The organism is Pantoea sp. X-Soil-MYKO-1289, from assembly GCF_059730625.1.
On record NZ_AP036004.1, the window covers coordinates 1,817,800 to 1,836,206 of the forward strand.

Annotated in this window: 21 protein-coding genes; 17 read left to right on the top strand and 4 right to left on the bottom strand. The window is 58.8% G+C overall.

Annotated features, from left to right (window positions below; genetic code table 11):
- Positions 1-11: 11 nt before the first annotated feature.
- Complete coding sequence (gene kduI, locus AC6I7Z_RS08700; RefSeq protein WP_497813886.1) at positions 12-848, bottom strand: 5-dehydro-4-deoxy-D-glucuronate isomerase; 837 nt, start codon at positions 846-848, stop codon at positions 12-14.
- A gap of 182 nt (positions 849-1,030) precedes the next feature.
- A complete protein-coding gene (gene hxpB / locus AC6I7Z_RS08705) occupies positions 1,031-1,711 on the bottom strand; it encodes a hexitol phosphatase HxpB (RefSeq protein ID WP_497813887.1) in 681 nt (226 codons plus the stop codon).
- Between the two features lie 143 nt (positions 1,712-1,854).
- On the opposite strand from hxpB, the gene AC6I7Z_RS08710 reads away from it, so the two are divergent.
- Positions 1,855-2,391: a YniB family protein gene (locus AC6I7Z_RS08710; protein ID WP_497813888.1), complete on the top strand. Its 537-nt coding sequence runs from the start codon at positions 1,855-1,857 to the stop codon at positions 2,389-2,391.
- 4 nt (positions 2,392-2,395) lie between these two features.
- Here the strand turns inward: AC6I7Z_RS08710 and AC6I7Z_RS08715 are convergent, their stop codons facing one another.
- A complete protein-coding gene (locus tag AC6I7Z_RS08715) occupies positions 2,396-3,289 on the bottom strand; it encodes a fructosamine kinase family protein (RefSeq protein WP_497813889.1) in 894 nt (297 codons plus the stop codon).
- Positions 3,290-3,424: 135 nt separating this feature from the next.
- Positions 3,425-3,715 (bottom strand): type V toxin-antitoxin system endoribonuclease antitoxin GhoS, encoded by a 291-nt coding sequence (gene ghoS / locus AC6I7Z_RS08720; RefSeq protein WP_497813890.1) that lies wholly within the window; start codon positions 3,713-3,715, stop codon positions 3,425-3,427.
- 353 nt (positions 3,716-4,068) lie between these two features.
- Here ghoS and AC6I7Z_RS08725 point away from each other — a divergent pair, with 353 nt between their 5' ends.
- The 16 genes from AC6I7Z_RS08725 (at position 4,069) to AC6I7Z_RS08800 (ending at position 18,407) form a co-directional block, all read left to right on the top strand.
- Positions 4,069-4,830, top strand: a complete 762-nt coding sequence (locus AC6I7Z_RS08725) for a DUF481 domain-containing protein (RefSeq protein WP_033747531.1) — start codon at positions 4,069-4,071, stop codon at positions 4,828-4,830.
- A gap of 238 nt (positions 4,831-5,068) precedes the next feature.
- On the top strand, positions 5,069-6,997 hold the full coding sequence (gene thrS / locus AC6I7Z_RS08730; protein WP_497813891.1) for a threonine--tRNA ligase: 1,929 nt from the start codon (positions 5,069-5,071) through the stop codon (positions 6,995-6,997).
- Between the two features lie 4 nt (positions 6,998-7,001).
- Positions 7,002-7,544: a translation initiation factor IF-3 gene (gene infC / locus AC6I7Z_RS08735; RefSeq protein WP_033747527.1), complete on the top strand. Its 543-nt coding sequence runs from the start codon at positions 7,002-7,004 to the stop codon at positions 7,542-7,544.
- Positions 7,545-7,643: 99 nt separating this feature from the next.
- Positions 7,644-7,841 carry a 50S ribosomal protein L35 gene (gene rpmI, locus AC6I7Z_RS08740; RefSeq protein ID WP_006118955.1) on the top strand — a complete coding sequence of 66 codons (198 nt, stop codon included), beginning with the start codon at positions 7,644-7,646 and terminating at the stop codon, positions 7,839-7,841.
- A 98-nt stretch (positions 7,842-7,939) separates the two neighbouring features.
- Entirely contained in the window at positions 7,940-8,296 is a 357-nt protein-coding gene (gene rplT / locus AC6I7Z_RS08745; RefSeq protein WP_010616241.1) for a 50S ribosomal protein L20, read from the top strand.
- Positions 8,297-8,416: 120 nt separating this feature from the next.
- The gene (gene pheM / locus AC6I7Z_RS08750) at positions 8,417-8,461 is read left to right on the top strand and encodes a pheST operon leader peptide PheM (protein WP_152525475.1); all 45 of its coding nucleotides are present in this window, start codon (positions 8,417-8,419) and stop codon (positions 8,459-8,461) included.
- Positions 8,462-8,602: 141 nt separating this feature from the next.
- Complete coding sequence (gene pheS, locus AC6I7Z_RS08755) at positions 8,603-9,586, top strand: phenylalanine--tRNA ligase subunit alpha (protein WP_033747521.1); 984 nt, start codon at positions 8,603-8,605, stop codon at positions 9,584-9,586.
- A 14-nt stretch (positions 9,587-9,600) separates the two neighbouring features.
- A complete protein-coding gene (gene pheT, locus AC6I7Z_RS08760) occupies positions 9,601-11,988 on the top strand; it encodes a phenylalanine--tRNA ligase subunit beta (protein WP_497813892.1) in 2,388 nt (795 codons plus the stop codon).
- 4 nt (positions 11,989-11,992) lie between these two features.
- A complete protein-coding gene (gene ihfA, locus AC6I7Z_RS08765) occupies positions 11,993-12,295 on the top strand; it encodes an integration host factor subunit alpha (protein ID WP_033747517.1) in 303 nt (100 codons plus the stop codon).
- Positions 12,296-12,499: 204 nt separating this feature from the next.
- The gene (locus AC6I7Z_RS08770; protein WP_497813893.1) at positions 12,500-12,844 is read left to right on the top strand and encodes a DUF2502 domain-containing protein; all 345 of its coding nucleotides are present in this window, start codon (positions 12,500-12,502) and stop codon (positions 12,842-12,844) included.
- 99 nt (positions 12,845-12,943) lie between these two features.
- Positions 12,944-13,927 carry a vitamin B12 ABC transporter permease BtuC gene (gene btuC / locus AC6I7Z_RS08775; RefSeq protein WP_497813894.1) on the top strand — a complete coding sequence of 328 codons (984 nt, stop codon included), beginning with the start codon at positions 12,944-12,946 and terminating at the stop codon, positions 13,925-13,927.
- Between the two features lie 38 nt (positions 13,928-13,965).
- Positions 13,966-14,511: a glutathione peroxidase gene (locus AC6I7Z_RS08780; protein WP_497813895.1), complete on the top strand. Its 546-nt coding sequence runs from the start codon at positions 13,966-13,968 to the stop codon at positions 14,509-14,511.
- A complete protein-coding gene (gene btuD / locus AC6I7Z_RS08785) occupies positions 14,512-15,252 on the top strand; it encodes a vitamin B12 ABC transporter ATP-binding protein BtuD (RefSeq protein ID WP_497813896.1) in 741 nt (246 codons plus the stop codon).
- A gap of 71 nt (positions 15,253-15,323) precedes the next feature.
- Positions 15,324-15,785, top strand: coding sequence for a C40 family peptidase (locus AC6I7Z_RS08790; protein WP_497813897.1), 462 nt, complete (start codon positions 15,324-15,326; stop codon positions 15,783-15,785).
- Between the two features lie 314 nt (positions 15,786-16,099).
- Complete coding sequence (locus AC6I7Z_RS08795; protein ID WP_497813898.1) at positions 16,100-16,831, top strand: EAL domain-containing protein; 732 nt, start codon at positions 16,100-16,102, stop codon at positions 16,829-16,831.
- Between the two features lie 139 nt (positions 16,832-16,970).
- On the top strand, positions 16,971-18,407 hold the full coding sequence (locus AC6I7Z_RS08800) for a protein adenylyltransferase SelO (protein WP_497813899.1): 1,437 nt from the start codon (positions 16,971-16,973) through the stop codon (positions 18,405-18,407).

Sequence of the window (18,407 nt, forward strand, 5' to 3'; positions counted from 1 at the left end):
CGCCTCCTTTGTTAGCGCAGATCGCGGATGTTGACATGATCCATGTCGTCGAATACCTGATTCTCGCCGACCATGCCCCAGATAAAGGTGTAGCGTTCGGTGCCGACGCCGGCATGAATCGACCAGCTGGGCGAGATAACCGCCTGTTCGTTATGCACCAGCAGATGACGCGTCTCCTGCGGCTGGCCCATCATATGAAACACCGCGCTGTCCGGGTTCATATCGAAGTAGAAGTAGACCTCCATCCGGCGTTCGTGGGTGTGACACGGCATGGTGTTCCACAGGTTGCCTTCGTCCAGGCGCGTCAGGCCCATGGTGAGCTGGCAGGTCGGCAGCACGTCCGGCACCAGATATTTGTTGATGGTGCGGCGGTTTGAGGTCGCCGCATCGCCCAGCGTGGTGCGGACCGCGTCCTCTTTGCCGACTTTTTTATCGGGAAAGCGGCTGTGCGCGGGCGCGCTGTTGAAATAGAACTTCGCCGGACGTGAGGCGTCGTTGCTGCGGAAGCTCAGCGTCTGGGCGCCTTTGCCGACGTAGAGCGCCTCTTCCGTCCCGATCTCCCAGACCTTGCCGTCTACCTCGATGGTGCCCGGTCCGCCGATATTGATAACGCCCAGCTCGCGGCGCTCCAGGAAGTAGCTGACGCCCAGCTGTTTGCCCATCTCGTTGCCGAAGGTCACGCCGTCGGCGACCGGCATCACGCCGCCGATAATAATGCGGTCGATATGGCTGTAGGTGAGCGTATAGCGGTCGGCTTCAAAGATCTTCTCAATCAGAAATTCGCGGCGCAGCGCGGCGGTGTCGAGCTGACGGGCATGCTCGCTGTGAATGCTTTGACGAACGTCCATTCTGGTCCCCTCTGGCGAAACAGGTGCATAGGCCCCGCAGGGCGTCTGAGGGCATCTTAGGAGGAGTGGAGGATCAATTCAATAAAAATGAAACGCTGTTTTATTTATTTGAGAGGGGGATCATGCCGCAAAGAAAAACCCGCCGGCGGCGGGTAGGTGCGAATAAGCGGCGCGTTCGCGCTTTAGCGTGCCGACTCGCCCAGCAGATGCGCGGCGGTCAGCTGGGTCAGATCGTCCAGCTTTACGTTAGCCAGCGACCAGCGCGGATCCTCGCGCAGCGCGGCGGGCGGCACCACCACAGAACGCATGCGCGCCGCTTTGGTGGCGATCATGCCGTTAACCGAATCCTCCAGGGTTACGCAGTTGAGCGGATCGACGCCCAGCCGCGCGGCGGCGTCGAGATAGACCTGCGGATGCGGTTTGCTGTAAGGCAGCGCCTCGGCGGAGACCAGCACGTCGAAATGGTCGCGCAGGTCAAACAGCGCCAGCACGCGCTCCAGCATCATCAGCGGCGAGGCGGAGACCAGGCCGGTTTTCAGCCCGCGCTGCCGACAGAGCTGCAGCGCCTGTTTCACCCCTGGCAGCAGCGGGCGCTGCTCTTCAATCAGCGCCAGCGCGCGGGCGATAATGCGCGCCGTGACCGTCTGCTGATCCGGGCCTGACCAGGGCAGGGTTTCATACCACATGCGCACCACCTGATCGATGCGCAGACCGAGCGTGTCCGGCAGCTCGCTGCGGCGCGACAGATCGACGTTGAGCGTGGCGAAGATATCCAGTTCTGCCTGATCCCACAGCGGTTCAGAGTCGATAATCAAACCATCCATATCAAACAGGGCGGCATAAACGGGGCGGGTGTAACTCATCGGCTGGCTCCTTGTAGAATTTGCGCTACCTTATCATGGGCCGGCGCGCGCCGCGAAAGTGGCGCAGGCGGCGCTTTTTACGGGAAATAAAAACCACAGGCAGGTAGACTGGCTGCAAACGGGATTCAGGTACAGGAGATACCATGACTTATCAACAGGCTGGCCGCATTGCCATCCTTAAGCGAGTGGCTGGCTGGGCGATTTTTTTGCTCGCGCTGCTGTCGACCGTGATTTCAGTGCTGAGCTTTATGTTCAGACACAGTGAAAAACAACCGGGCATCGACGCGGTGATGCTCGATTTTGTCCATGTCATCGTCGATATGATCCGCTTCAACACGCCGTTCCTCGGTTTCTTCTGGCGTAACTCGCCGGTGCCGGAGTTTCACGGTCAGATGAATATCGGCTTCTGGATTATCTATATTCTGATTTTCGTCGGTCTGGCGCTGGAAGCGTCCGGCTCGCGCATGGCGCGTCAGGCGCGCCATATTAAAGAGGGTATTGAGGATCAGCTGATTCTTGAGCAGGCGCGCGGCAGCGACGCCCGCACGCGCCAGCAGCTGGAAGAGAAAATCCGCGTGCCGCACCACACGATTTTCCTGCAAATCTTTCCGCTCTATATCCTGCCGGTGGTGATCGCCGTCGCCGGTTACTTCGCGCTGTCGCTGCTCGGCTTTCTGTAACGGGTCAGGCCGGTCTGGCCTGACGCTGCGCCAGCGCGTCCTCTTCCAGCAGGCGCGCGACGGCAAAGCGCGCCTCGCTCAACCAGCTGCCGCCGAAAACGTTGGCGCGGTTAAGCAGGTAGTAGAGCTGGTAGACCGGCTGGCGCTGCGAGAAGCCGTCCGGCAGCGGCCAGACCGACTGATAGCCCTCATATATCTGTCGCGGCAGATCGGGAAACCAGCCGAGCATCGCCAGGTCGCATTCGCGATCGCCCCAGTAACAGGCGGGATCGAACAGCCAGGGGCCGCTGGCGCTGCCGGCGCAGTTGGCCGGCCAGAGGTCGCCATGCAGCAGGGAAGGCTGCGGATGGTGCGTGGCCAGCGCGCGCTGCACGCAGTTAACGATCTCTTCCGTATTGCCGTAGGCGATGCCTTTCTCTTCCGCCAGCTGCAGCTGCCAGCCGATGCGCTGCTCCGCAAAGAAAACCGACCAGCGGCGCAGCCAGCTGTTGGGCTGAGGCGTAGTGGTGATGTTGTTGTCGAAGTCGAGGCCGAACTGCGCCTGTTCGCTCCACTGATGCAGGCGCGCCAGCTGCTGCCCCAGCTGAAAGGCGTTCTCCGCGTCCAGCGGCTGCGGCGCAATATACTCCAGCAGCAAAAAGCTCTGATCGCGATGGTGGCCGACGCCGTAGACCGCCGGCACGCGCACGCTTTGGGTGCGCGCCAGCAGCGCCAGCTGATCGGCTTCCCAGGTGAAAAGGGTAAGCATCTCGCGGCTGTTGCACTTCATAAAGACATCATGCTCGCCATAGCGCAGGCGCCAGGCGGGATGAACGTCGCCGCCGGGAAGCTCGTGGCGTTCGGTAATTTCGGCATGGCCAAACTGTTCGCTTAACAGACGACTAATAGCGTTCCACATTGGGCGATCCTCTTTTAACCTGTCAGGCTGCGGTGTCAGTCAGAACGGTCTACGACATAAAAACGATTATATCGCGTGTATATCGCTGAAAACCCGCGCTTGCGCACAGCTTACCGGAACGGATAGCGAGCGCGGCTACGGCGTCGCATCGCGTAAAAACGCCTCCAGCGTCGTTACGGCGACGTCAGGTTTCTGATGCAGCACGCTTTCGCCCGCGGCAGTGGCCTGACGCTGCAGCTCCTCCTGCGACAGGGCGCTGACCAGACCGAAGCTATTGGTGCCCAGCTCGTGCGGGTGGCCCTGGTCATCGTTGAGCGTGGTGCTGAAGCCGGCGGCGATCATCGCGCTGTTGAGCGCCTGAATATCACCAAGGCCCGCTTCCTGATAGTGAAATGTGACAATGTAACGTTTAAGATCGTCGCTCATGTTTCACCTCTGTGCGGCATGACTGTGCTCAGCGTAGACCATGGTGAAAAAATGCGCGAATAATGAACAGGATAAAGCGGTTAATTAAGGCAGGCATAAAAGTAAACCTGGGTAAAGCCGCCAACGGGCGGTTCAGAAAAATCTTGTAGTAACTCCGCTGTTTTTCAGCCTGCTCCGCTCTATAATGCGCGCCGTTAATGAGAAAAGTCCCAATAATCAAGCGGGATAGCCTGTGTGAAGCCTGTTTCAGGCAGGTTAATATTTATTTACAATACTTACCGTAAATTGCATTGATTGGCCGGTAAAACTCTTCACACTCACTGTTTTTTAAACTGTCGTACGGGTCACAATAAATGAAAGTGCTTCACAAGCTCTCAGCCGTTCTTTTGCTTTCCGCCGGCGCATTTTGCCACCAGGCATTGGCGGACAACACCGTTTTTACCGCGATGGACGATCCTTCAACGGCGAAAAAGCCGTTCGACGGCAGCGCCTCCGCAGGCTATCTGGCGCAGACCGGCAACACCACCAGCTCCTCGCTGACTGCGCAAACCAATATGACGTGGTATCAGAGCTCCATGGCTTACAGCCTGTGGGGTAACGCGGCGAACACCTCGTCCAACGACGAGCGCTCTTCTGAAACCTACAGCATCGGCGGCCGTTCGCGCTACAACCTCAACAGCTTCGACTACCTGTTCGGTCAGGCGAGCTGGCTGAGCGACCGCTTTAACGGCTACGACTCGCGCGATGTGCTGACCGCCGGTTACGGTCGTCAGATCCTGAGCGGGCCGATCCATTCGCTGCGCGCGGAATTTGGTCCGGGCGTGCGCTATGACGATTTCCATGACGGCGGCAGCGAAACCAAAGCGCTGGGCTACGGCGCGCTGAGCTATCAGTGGCAGCTGACTGACAACACCAAATTCATTCAGGGCGTATCTGTGCTGAGCAGCTTTGGCGAAGACACCACCGTCAACTCGGAAACGGGTCTGCAGGTCGGCATCAACGATCACTTCGCCCTGAAGCTGGCGTACAACGTGACCTGGAACAACAACCCGCCAGAGTCCGCGCCCGATCGCACCGACACCAAAACCAGCATCATGCTGACCTACGCCATGTAATTCACGGCGTAATCGCTTCCTGACCGCAGCCCGTCTGCGGTTTTTTTTCGTCTGTTCCTCGACTTAGCGGCGAGAGGGCGGGTTTTGCTCACCGCTCAAAGCTGTTATCATCAGCGGCGCACTACCATTCCCGGCGTCATTCCGACAATGTGGGTCTGACATCGCGCCGGGCAATCAATTCTACTCAATGTTGTATGTAAGCTTTCGTGTGGCTTACCACTGCAATTAAGGATATTAAATGCCTGTAATTACTCTTCCTGATGGCAGCCAGCGCAGCTATGACCGCGCGGTAAGCGTGATGGATATTGCGCTGGACATCGGTCCTGGCCTGGCGAAAGCCTGTATTGCCGGACGCGTTAATGGGCAGCTGGTGGATGCGGTCGATCCCATCACCGAAGATGCCTCCGTCGCCATCATTACCGCTAAAGATGAAGCGGGTCTGGAAATTATTCGCCACTCCTGCGCGCATCTGCTGGGACACGCGATTAAACAGCTGTGGCCCAATACGAAAATGGCGATCGGTCCGGTTATCGACAACGGCTTCTACTATGACGTCGATCTCGATCATACCCTGACGCAGGAAGATATCGACGCGCTGGAAAAACGCATGCACCAGCTGGCCGAAACCAACTACGACGTGGTGAAAAAAGTCGTCAGCTGGCAGCAGGCGCGCGACGTATTCGCCGAGCGCGGCGAAAGCTACAAAATCACTATTCTGGATGAGAACATCAGCCACGACGATCGTCCTGGCCTTTATCATCACGAAGAATATGTCGACATGTGCCGCGGTCCGCACGTGCCGAATATGCGTTTCTGCCATCACTTCAAGCTGCAGAAAATCGCGGGCGCCTACTGGCGCGGCGACAGCAACAATAAAATGCTGCAGCGTATCTACGGCACCGCCTGGGCGGATAAGAAGCAGCTCAACGCCTATCTGCAGCGTCTGGAAGAGGCGGCGAAGCGCGACCATCGCAAGATCGGCAAGCAGCTCGACCTCTATCATATGCAGGAAGAGGCGCCGGGCATGGTTTTCTGGCATAATGACGGCTGGACCATCTTCCGCGAGCTGGAAGTGTTCGTGCGCAGCAAGCTGAAAGAGTACCAGTACCAGGAAGTGAAAGGTCCCTTTATGATGGACCGCGTGCTGTGGGAAAAAACCGGGCACTGGGAAAACTACAAAGAGGCGATGTTCACTACCTCGTCAGAAAACCGCGAATACTGCATCAAGCCGATGAACTGTCCGGGCCACGTGCAGATCTTCAATCAGGGGCTGAAATCCTACCGCGATCTGCCGCTGCGAATGGCGGAGTTCGGTAGCTGTCACCGCAATGAGCCGTCAGGCGCGCTGCATGGCCTGATGCGCGTACGCGGCTTTACGCAGGATGACGCCCACGTCTTCTGTACCGAAGATCAGGTGCGCGACGAAGTGAACAGCTGTATTCGCATGGTTTATGACATGTACAGCACCTTCGGCTTTGAAAAGATCGTGGTGAAGCTCTCCACGCGGCCTGAGAAGCGCATCGGCACCGATGAAATGTGGGACCGTGCTGAAGAAGATTTAGCCGCCGCGCTGAATGAAAACGAAATTCCGTTTGAATTCCAGCCCGGAGAAGGTGCATTCTACGGCCCGAAAATTGAATTTACACTGTATGACTGTCTCGATCGCGCCTGGCAGTGCGGCACAGTTCAGCTAGACTTTTCCCTGCCAAAACGTCTGGACGCCACCTATGTGGGCGAAAACAACGACCGTCAGACCCCGGTAATGATTCATCGCGCGATTCTTGGCTCGATGGAGCGCTTTATCGGCATCCTGACCGAAGAGTTCGCTGGGTTCTTCCCGACGTGGCTGGCGCCGATGCAGGCGGTGGTGATGAATATCACCGATGCACAGGCGGAATATGTCGACATGTTGACACGCAAATTGCAGAATGCTGGCATTCGTGTGAAAGCAGACTTGAGAAACGAGAAGATAGGCTTTAAAATCCGCGAGCACACATTACGTCGCGTCCCTTACATGCTGGTTTGCGGTGACAAAGAGGTGGAAGCAGGCAAAGTAGCCGTTCGCACCCGCCGCGGTAAAGACCTCGGGACGATGGACATCGATGTGTTTGTTGAGAAGCTGCAACAAGAGATTCGCAGCCGCAATCTTCACCAATTAGAGGAATAAGGTTATTAAAGGCGGAAAACGAGTACAACCGACGCGTCCGAATCGAATCAACGGTGAAATCCGTGCCACTGAAGTACGCTTAACTGGCGTGGATGGCGAACAGATTGGTATTGTCAGCCTTCGCGAAGCTATTGAAAAAGCTGAAGAAGCGGGTGTTGATTTAGTTGAAATCAGCCCCAACGCCGAACCGCCGGTGTGCCGTATTATGGATTACGGCAAGTTCCTTTATGAAAAAAGCAAATCTTCTAAGGAACAGAAGAAGAAGCAAAAAGTTATCCAGGTTAAGGAAATTAAATTCCGTCCTGGTACCGATGAAGGCGACTATCAGGTAAAACTCCGCAGCCTGATTCGTTTTCTGGAAGAAGGCGATAAAGCCAAAATCACGCTGCGTTTCCGTGGTCGTGAGATGGCGCACCAACAGATCGGCATTGAAGTGCTTAACCGCGTCAAAGAAGATCTGACAGAACTGGCAGTAGTCGAATCCTTCCCATCGAAGATCGAAGGCCGCCAGATGATTATGGTGCTCGCTCCCAAGAAGAAACAGTAGGCTTTCAAGTAGCAACGACCGCGCAGCGTTCGCGCTGTGCGGCTCTTTGTTCGCCTGTCTGATTCGTTTTATTAACAATGCGAAGTGGATATTTTTAAAATGCCAAAGATTAAAACTGTACGTGGCGCCGCTAAGCGCTTCAAGAAGACCGCTTCTGGCGGCTTCAAGCGTAAGCACGCAAACCTGCGTCATATTCTGACTAAAAAATCAACTAAGCGTAAACGTCACCTGCGCCCGAAAGGCATGGTGTCTAAAGGCGATCTGGGTCTGGTTGTTGCCTGCCTGCCGTACGCATAAGTTAACTTTTTTATAAATCTGCCTCGACGACTCTGCATAACGGCCGCTGGCCGGCAGGGGATAAAGGCATCACAGAATATTGATACAGGAGAGCTCACATGGCTCGCGTTAAACGTGGTGTAATTGCTCGCGCACGTCACAAGAAAATCTTAAAACAAGCTAAAGGCTACTATGGTGCACGTTCACGTGTATACCGCGTTGCCTTCCAGGCTGTTATCAAAGCTGGTCAGTATGCTTACCGTGACCGTCGTCAACGTAAGCGTCAGTTCCGTCAACTGTGGATTGCGCGTATCAACGCTGCAGCGCGTCAGAACGGCATCTCTTACAGCCGTTTCATCAATGGCCTGAAAAAAGCGTCCATTGAAATTGACCGTAAAATCCTGGCTGACATCGCTGTATTCGACAAAGTGGCGTTCACCGCACTGGTCGAAAAAGCAAAATCAGCTCTGGCGTAAGTCAGATGAAAAAGGGAGCTTGCTCCCTTTTTTATTGCCTGTAACTCAAGCAAAAGATTGACATTTTCACCGCAGGGCTTTTCAATAGTGCCCTCAGAGTCACAGCAAGGTAACGCAAGCATGAATGCTGCTCTTTTCCGTTTCTTTTTTTACTTTAGCACCTGACACTCAGGGGCTTTTGCGCATAGAAAAGAAACGAAAAATCGCGCCGAAAGCCTCCCTCGTGGAGGCTTTCGTGTTTCTGGCGAAGCATGACGGCAACGTCCCAACGAGAACTGACCAGCCCGCCTGGAAGAAGAGGAAACCATGTCCCAACTCGCAGAACTGGTGGCCCGCGCCACAGCCGCTATCGACGAGGCGACGGATATCGCCACCCTTGACGCGGTGCGCGTCGAATATACCGGTAAAAAAGGCCACCTGACGCAGCTGATGACAACGCTGCGCGAGCTGCCGCCGGAAGAGCGTCCGGCTGCGGGCGCAGTGATCAACGACGCCAAGCAGCAGGTGCAGGAGCGCCTGAACGCGCGCAAAGAGACGCTGGAGTCCGCCGCGCTCAACGCCCGTCTGGCCGCCGAGACCATCGACGTCTCGCTGCCGGGACGCCGCACGGAAAACGGCGGTCTGCATCCGGTCACGCGCACCATCGATCGCATCGAAACCTTCTTCGGCGAGCTGGGTTTCGCGGTGGTGACCGGCCCGGAGATCGAGGATGACTACCATAACTTCGACGCGCTAAATATCCCGGGCCACCACCCGGCGCGCGCCGATCACGACACCTTCTGGTTCGACGCCACGCGCCTGCTGCGCACCCAGACCTCCGGCGTGCAGATCCGCACCATGAAAAACCAGCAGCCGCCGATTCGCATCATCGCGCCGGGCCGCGTCTATCGCAACGACTACGACCAGACGCATACCCCGATGTTCCACCAGATGGAAGGGCTGATCGTCGACAAGAACATCAGCTTCACCAATCTGAAAGGCACGCTGCACGACTTCCTGCGCAACTTCTTTGAGGAAGATTTGCAGATCCGTTTCCGTCCTTCTTACTTCCCGTTCACCGAGCCTTCGGCGGAAGTCGACGTCATGGGCAAAAACGGCAAATGGCTGGAAGTGCTGGGCTGCGGCATGGTGCATCCGAACGTATTACGCAACGTCGGCATCGATCCGGAAATCTACTCCGGCTTCGCCTTCGGCATGGGCATGGAGCGTCTCACCATGCTGCGCTACGGCGTCACCGACTTGCGCGCCTTCTTCGAAAATGACTTACGTTTCCTCAAACAATTTAAATAAGGGCAGGTTATCCAATGAAATTCAGTGAACTCTGGTTACGCGAATGGGTAAACCCGGCTCTGGACAGCGCTGCCCTTTCTGAACAGATCACCATGGCCGGTCTGGAAGTGGACGGCGTGGAGCCGGTTGCCGGCGCGTTTCACGGCGTGGTGGTCGGTGAAGTCGTCGAGTGCGGCCAGCACCCGAACGCTGACAAGCTGCGCGTCACTAAGGTCAACGTCGGCGGCGATCGTCTGCTGGATATCGTCTGCGGCGCGCCGAACTGCCGTCAGGGCCTGAAGGTGGCGGTTGCTACCGTGGGCGCCGTACTGCCGGGCGATTTTAAAATCAAAGCGGCGAAGCTGCGCGGCGAGCCGTCTGAAGGCATGCTCTGCTCGTTCTCCGAGCTGGGCATTTCCGACGATCACAACGGCATTATCGAACTGCCGGGCGATGCGCCCATCGGCGCGGATATCCGCGACTATCTGCAGCTCGACGACAACACCATTGAGATCAGCGTTACGCCGAACCGCGCCGACTGCCTCGGCATCATCGGCATCGCGCGCGACGTGGCGGTGCTGAACGGCCTGCCGCTTACCGCGCCGGCAATCGAGCCGGTGGCCGCCGCGATCTCCGATACCTTCCCGATCCGCGTCGACGCCACCGACGCCTGCCCGCGCTACCTCGGCCGCGTGGTGAAAGGCATCAACGTTAAAGCCGCCACCCCGCTCTGGATGCGTGAAAAGCTGCGCCGCTGCGGCATTCGCTCTATCGATCCGGTGGTGGATATCACCAACTACGTGCTGCTTGAGCTGGGCCAGCCGATGCACGCCTTCGACCTCGACCGCCTCGACGGCGGCATCGTGGTGCGCATGGCGGAAGAGGGCGAAACCCTGACGCTGCTCGACGGCAGCGAAGCGAAGCTCAACAGCGATACGCTGGTGATCGCCGATCACCACAAAGCGCTGGCGATGGGCGGCATCTTCGGCGGCGAGCATTCTGGCGTCAACGAAGAGACGCAGAACATTCTGTTTGAGTGCGCCTGGTTCGATCCGCTGGCGATCACCGGTCGCGCGCGCCGTCACGGCCTGCACACCGACGCCTCGCACCGCTACGAGCGCGGCGTCGATCCGGCGCTGCAGCATAAGGCTATCGAGCGCGCCACCCAGCTGCTGCTGGATATCTGCGGCGGCCAGGCCGGCCCGGTTATCGATCAGACGCACGACGCGGCGCTGCCGCCGCGCGCCACCATCACGCTGCGCCGCGAGAAGCTGGATCGCCTGATTGGCCACGCCGTCGCCGATGAGCAGGTAACCGACATCCTGACGCGTCTCGGCTGCAAGGTGATGCCAGGACAGGGCGAGTGGAAAGCGGTCGCGCCGAGCTGGCGCTTCGACATGGCGATTGAAGAAGATCTGATTGAAGAAGTCGCCCGCATCTACGGCTATAACAACATCCCGGACGTGCCGGTGCAGGCGAGCCTGGTAATGACCCAGCACCGCGAGGCGGATCTCTCGCTGAAGCGCGTTAAAAATCTGCTGGTGGATAAAGGCTATCAGGAAGCGATCACCTACAGCTTTGTCGACCCGAAAATCCAGCAGCTGCTGCATCCGGGCGAAGAGGCGCTGATCCTGCCCAGCCCGATCTCCAGCGAGATGTCGGCGATGCGCCTGTCGCTGTGGACCGGCCTGCTGAGCGCCGTGGTCTACAACCAGAACCGCCAGCAGAGCCGCGTGCGCCTGTTTGAGAGCGGTTTGCGCTTTGTGCCTGATACCCAGGCGAATTTAGGCATCCGTCAGGATCTTATGCTGGCGGGCGTGCTGAGCGGCAATCGCAATGAAGAGCACTGGGATCTGGCGCGTCAGGCGGTTGACTTCTATGATTTGAAAGGCGATTTAGAATCGCTGCTCGATTTAACCGGCAAGCTGGACGACATTCGCTTCCGCGCGGAAGCCAATCCGGCGCTGCATCCGGGGCAGAGCGCGGCGATTTATTTGCATGAAGAACGAATCGGATTTATCGGGGTGGTTCATCCTGAGCTGGAACGTAAGCTGGATCTCAACGGCCGCACCTTAGTCTTTGAACTGCTTTGGAATAAGGTCGCAGACCGCGTCCTGCCTGAAGCGCGCGAGATTTCACGCTTCCCGGCGAACCGTCGCGATATCGCTGTGGTAGTGGCTGAAAACGTCCCCGCAGCAGATATCATCGCCGAGTGTAAGAAAGTTGGCGTAAATCAGGTAGTTGGCGTAAACTTGTTTGACGTGTACCGCGGTAAGGGTGTTGAAGAGGGTTTCAAGAGCCTCGCCATCAGCCTGATTTTGCAGGATACCAGCCGGACACTCGAAGAAGAGGAGATTGCCGCGACCGTTGGCAAATGCGTTGCGGCATTAAAAGAGCGATTCCAGGCAACCTTGAGGGATTGAACCTATGGCGCTTACAAAAGCTGAAATGTCAGAGTACCTGTTTGAGAAGCTTGGGCTGAGCAAACGCGACGCAAAAGAGCTGGTGGAGCTGTTTTTTGAAGAGGTTCGCCGCGCTCTGGAGAATGGTGAACAGGTAAAACTGTCTGGGTTTGGTAATTTCGACCTGCGCGATAAAAATCAGCGTCCAGGCAGGAATCCAAAAACGGGGGAAGATATTCCAATTACCGCGCGCCGCGTGGTAACGTTCCGCCCGGGTCAGAAGCTGAAAAGCCGCGTCGAAAACGCTTCCCCGAAAGATAACGACTGACCGATTTCAGTGTTCTAAAAAGGCCGCTTATGCGGCCTTTTTCATTTCCGCGCCGCGCGCGTTCCCCTTTTTCTGCCGTATCTCTTCATACTGTCAGCATTCTGTAAGCATAAGGGAAATAAGCTGAAAATCCGCCTGCGCCGATAGTGACGCGCGAGGCGCTTTTGCTATAACTGCGGCGAGAGACAACAAGAGAACGCCCTGATGAAAAAAACCGCACTGCTTTTAAGCCTCCTGCTGGGAATGCCGCTGCTGGCGAGCGCCAATGCGCCGCACCATGACGATCCGCCGCGCGTCAGCGCCCATATCGGCGATCGCGACCATCGCGGCTACTACTGGGACGGCTACGACTGGCGCTCGGCGAAATGGTGGCAGACGCACCACGGCCGCAACGTCGGGCTGAAAGGGCCGCACGGCTACTGGAACGGCAACGGCTGGCAGGCGCAGCGCCCCGATCGCGGCAGGCCGGTAGCGAAACGCGATAATCCGTCGCACAGCGGCCGTCAGCCGCACGGCGAGCCGCTGCCGCCGCGCCCGGAGCACGGCTAATCCTCAAGGCGGCGCCCGACGGCGCCGCCGACGCCAGCCTTTCTTTTTCCGCCAATCTCTCTACAATCAAATCTCTGTTTTCTCAACGAATCCCCAACTATGTCCCTGCTGGATCAGCTTGCTTATCAGGCGGATCGCCGCAGCCGTCGCGCGCTCACGGCGCTGTGTCTTCTTCTGCTGGCGTTAATGGCGCTTAGCCTGTGCGCGGGCGATAGCTGGATCGCGCCAGCGCAGTGGCTGAGCGACAGCGGCCGGCTGTTTGTCTGGCAGCTGCGCCTGCCGCGCACCCTGGCGGTGGTGCTGGTCGGCGCGGCGCTGGCGGTGTGCGGCGTGGTGATGCAGGCGCTGTTTACCAACCCGCTGGCGGAGCCGGGCCTGCTCGGCGTCTCTAACGGCGCCGGCATCGGCCTGGTGCTGGGCGTGCTGTTCGGCAGCGGCTCGCTCTGGAGCCTGAGCCTGGCGGCGATGGCGGGCGCGCTGCTGATCACGCTGATCCTGCTGCATTTCGCGCACCGGCAGCTCTCTGTCACGCGGCTGCTGCTGACCGGCGTGGCGCTCGGCATTATCTGCAGCGCCATCATGACCTGGGCGGTCTACTTCAGCACCAGCCTCGATCTGCGCCAGCTAATGTACTGGATGATGGGCGGCTTCAGCGGCATCGACTGGCGCTACGGCTGGATGATGCTGGCGCTGCTGCCGGTTACCGCTGGGCTGATCGCCACCGCGCGCGTGCTCAATCTGCTGGCGCTCGGCGAAACCTCGGCGCAGCAGCTGGGCCTGTCGCTTTTTTTCTGGCGTAATGCGCTGGTGCTGGCGATGGGCTGGCTGGTGGGCGTCAGCGTCGCCATGGCGGGCGCCATCGGCTTTGTCGGTCTGGTGATCCCGCATCTGCTGCGGCTCAGCGGCATCAGCGATCATCGCTATCTGCTGCCGACCTCGGCGCTGGCGGGCGCGGGCGTGCTGCTCGCCGCCGACATTATCGCGCGCCTGGCGCTGACCTCGGCGGAGCTGCCGATCGGCGTGGTGACCGCCACGCTCGGCGCGCCGCTGTTTATCGCGCTGTTAGTTAAATCTTCGCGCTAGCTTCGGCTGGCTTTCTGCATCCTCTACAGGAGACTTTCATGAGCCTTTATCAAACTGAAGTAACCACCATCGACGGCGAAAAAACCACGCTGGAGCAGTGGCAGGGCAAGGTGCTGCTGGTGGTTAACGTGGCGTCGAAATGCGGCCTTACGCCGCAGTACGAGCAGCTGGAGGCGCTGCAGCAGCAGTATCAGGCGCAGGGCTTCAGCGTGCTCGGCTTTCCCTGCAATCAGTTCCTCGAGCAGGAGCCGGGCAGCAACGACGAGATCAAAACCTTCTGCAGCACCACCTACGGCGTTACCTTTCCCATGCTGGCCAAAGGCGACGTCAACGGCCCGGCGCGCCACCCGCTCTACACGCAGCTGGTGGCGGCGCAGCCGGAGGCGGTGCGTCCGGAAGGCAGCGGCTTCTACGAGCGCATGGCGAGCAAAGGCCGCGCGCCGAAAACGCCTGGCGATATCCTGTGGAATTTTGAAAAGTTCCTGATTGACCGCGAGGGCAACGTGGTGCAGCGCTTCGCGCCGGATATGACGCCGGACGACGCCGTTATCCAGCAGCGCATTCAGCAGGCGCTGGCGCAGTAAATGGTTCTGAGCCTCAAGGACGCCGCCGTTGCTGGACGGCTGGCGCCTTTTTCCGCCGAAGTGGGCGCCGGTACGCTGCTGCACCTGGTCGGGCCTAACGGCGCGGGCAAAAGCAGCCTGCTGGCGCTGATGGCGGGAATGCTGCCGGGCGAAGGAGAGATTAGGCTGCTGCAGCGCCCGCTGCGCGAATGGCGCGGCGCGGCGCTGGCGCGGGTGCGCGCCTGGCTGCCGCAGCAGATAGCGCCCGGCTTTATGCCGGTCTATCACTATCTGCGCCTGCACCTGAGCGACGCGCGGGCGGATGAGGCGCTGAGCGGGCTGCTGGAGACGCTGCGGCTGCAGGACAAGCTGGCGCGGCCGCTGACGCAGCTGTCGGGCGGCGAGTGGCAGCGCGTCAGACTGGCGGCGGCGTTCGCCCAGATCGATCCCGCCCTTAATCCGCAGGGGCAATTGCTGCTGCTGGACGAACCGATGACCGGGCTGGATATCGCCCAGCAAAACGCCGTGCACAACCTGATCGTCGGGCTGCGGCGCGCCGGCGTCTGCGTTATCGCCAGCAGCCACGATCTTAACCATACGCTGCGCCATGCCGACAGCGTCTGGCTGATGGCGCAGGGTCGCGTGGTGGCGCAGGGCGCGGCCGCATCGATTCTTACGCCCGAGCGCCTCAGCGACCTCTACGCGATTCCATTCCGCCAGCTGGAGCTGGACGGCCAGCCGCTGCTGACCATACAACCCTGAACCTCGCGTCTTGCCAGGCTGCGCGCCTGACGCTAGAGTGAGGCCGTTGCGATAAAAGGAGATGCGCGCGAATGCGGATGGGCGTGATTTTAATGGTGCTGATACTGGCGGGATGCAGCGGCCATCGTGCGCCGCCGGTGAACGGTCGGCTGTCGGATTCCATTATGGTGGTGGCGCAGCTCAACGAGCAGCTGGGGCAGTGGCGCGGCACCCCTTATCGCTACGGCGGCATGAGCCGTGGCGGCATCGACTGTTCCGGGTTTGTCTATCTCACCATGCGCGACAGGTTCGATCTTCAGCTGCCGCGCAGCACGCGGGCGCAGAGCGGTATCGGTACGCGCATCAGCAAGGATGAGCTGCAGCCGGGCGATCTGGTGTTTTTTAAAACCGGCCGCGGCGAAAACGGTCTGCACGTCGGCATCTACGACAGCGACAACGCCTTTATTCACGCCTCTACCAGCCAGGGCGTGATTCGCTCTTCGCTCGACAACGTCTACTGGCGCAAAGCCTTCTGGCAGGCGCGACGTATTTAAGGCAAATTAAGTATCGCCCCCCTCGGCGCGCGTCGGAATAGCAATGGAAATAGCAGCAACAAAAGGGGGATTTTATAACTCTTATTTTAAATGGCACTTTACGCTGCCGGGAAATAATTATATCAATAAGGCGGAGAGTTAATTTTCTGGTAAAGGGTATTATACGCTACCGTTATTTGGCTTAGGGATCTGGCGCAGAGGGCAAAGCGAAATTTAACGGCAAAGATGTCCATCTCTTCCCGCGTTTGGTACTATTGCCTGCCCGATTTCGATGATATACGATGCGCCAGTTGCCACTTTATCTGGCTGTAAAAATGAAAGTTCATTTATCTGCCGACTATCAGTCGGAAATTTGGTTTTATCCTGCCTGCACAATTAGCGGGCAGCTGGTGGCTGTCGAGCTGGTTAGCCAGTTCGTCCATGATACTGCGCCTGTAACCTTGCCGCAGGACCTGCTGTTGCCGCAGCTTGACGAGCCGCAGAGGCTGCGCCTGCTGCAGCGACAGATCGGTTTGCTGGAACAATATCGCGACTTCTTTGATAAAAATCATCTTCTGGCATTAATGCGTATTGATGAAAATCTGGCGCACACGCTGCTGGCGAGCGAATTGCTGATACGTAAAATTAAACAGCTTCCTTTTTTATTACTCGACCTTAGCGAAACGTTTCCGCAGCTTTTAAACGGAATTAATGACCCTGTTATTTCTGCGCTAAAACAACAGTTCCGTTTATCATTATCCCATTTTGGCGCGGGTAAATCCTCGACTCGCGCGGTCTACGATAATCTGTTCGACTGCATCAAACTGGATAAGCAATTTATTCAGTCGCTGGCGAAACGCGCCTCATTCCAGCCCTTTATTCAGAGCATCGTCGATAACTTTCGCAGCCATACGCAGCTGATGATTATTTGCGGCATCGACGACAGCGCGCTGTTCGATAAAACCGCCACGCTGCAGCATGCGGTGCTGCAGGGCGCGCTTTTCCCGCCGGTGAAGGCTGAGTCGCTGTCGCGGCTGATTGCCAGAGAATGCCGCGCTCCTGACTAAGCCCGCCTGTTGTATTTGATTCCTCGCCACTATACTTGCGGTGTCTCGCGCGGCCGCGTCTGCCGCGGGACGACCCGATATCCGGTTATTCACAGCGACGGCGGCTCTGGTTTCGCCGGGCTGCCGCTCGGGAGAGTCTATGTTGTTTGATAACAGCTGGCAGCGCGAGCTGCCGGGTTTCTATACCGCTCAGGCGCCGACGCCGCTCAAGGGCGGACGCCTGTTTTACCACAATGCGCCGCTGGCGCAGACGCTGGGCGTCGATGCGGCGCTTTTCGCCGGCGAAGGCCATGGCGTCTGGCACGGCGCCGCGCTGCTGCCGGGCATGCAGCCGCTGGCGCAGGTTTACAGCGGCCATCAGTTCGGCGTCTGGGCCGGTCAGCTTGGCGACGGGCGCGGCATTCTGCTGGGCGAGCAGCGCCTCGACGCGGGCGGCAAGGTCGACTGGCACCTGAAGGGCGCAGGGCTGACCCCTTATTCGCGCATGGGAGACGGGCGCGCGGTGATTCGCTCCACGGTGCGCGAATTCCTCGCCTCGGAGGCGCTGCACCATCTGGGCATTCCCACCACGCGCGCGCTCGCTATCGCCATCAGCGACGAGCCGGTCTATCGCGAATCGCCCGAGCGCGGCGCGACCCTGATGCGCATTGCGGAAAGCCATCTGCGCTTCGGCCATTTCGAACACTTCTTCTACAGCCAGCAGCAGGAAAAAGTCGAGCAGCTGGCGGACTATGCGCTGCGCCACCACTGGCCGCATCTGGTCGACGAAGCGGATAAATACCTTTTATGGTTTACCGACGTCGTCGAGCGCACCGCGCGCCTGATCGCCCAGTGGCAAAGCGTGGGCTTTGCGCACGGCGTGATGAACACCGATAACATGTCGCTGCTGGGGCTGACCATAGACTACGGCCCGTACGGTTTCCTGGACGACTACCAGCCCGGCTTTATCTGCAACCACAGCGATTATCAGGGGCGCTACAGCTTCGAAAATCAGCCGATGATCGGCCTGTGGAACCTTAACCGGCTGGCGCATGCGCTTTCCGGCCTGCTGAGCGTCGACCAGCTCAGGCAGGCGCTGAGCCGCTACGAGCCGGAGCTGATGCGCGTCTGGGGCGAACGTATGCGGGCGAAACTGGGCTTTAGCCAGGCTGACGGCGGCGACAACGACCTGCTGGTGGAGCTGCTGGCGCTGATGACCCAGGAGCGCAGCGACTACAGCCTGACGTTCCGCCTGCTGAGCGAAACGCAGCAGCAGGAGGCGCGCTCGCCGCTGCGCGACGAATTTATGGATCGCGACGCCTTTGACCGCTGGTATCAGCGCTATCGCGCGCGTCTGCTGCAGGAAGGGGTCGATGATGAGACGCGACAGCAGCGGATGAAGGCCGCTAATCCGGCGCTGGTGCTGCGCAACTATCTCGCGCAGCAGGCGATCGACGAGGCGGAAAAAGGTGAGAGCGGGGCGCTGGCGCGGCTGCATCAGGCGCTGCAGCAGCCCTTCAGCGACGAAACGGCCGCTGAGTATCGTCAGCGGCCGCCGGAGTGGGGAAAATCGCTGGAGGTCAGCTGCTCCAGCTAA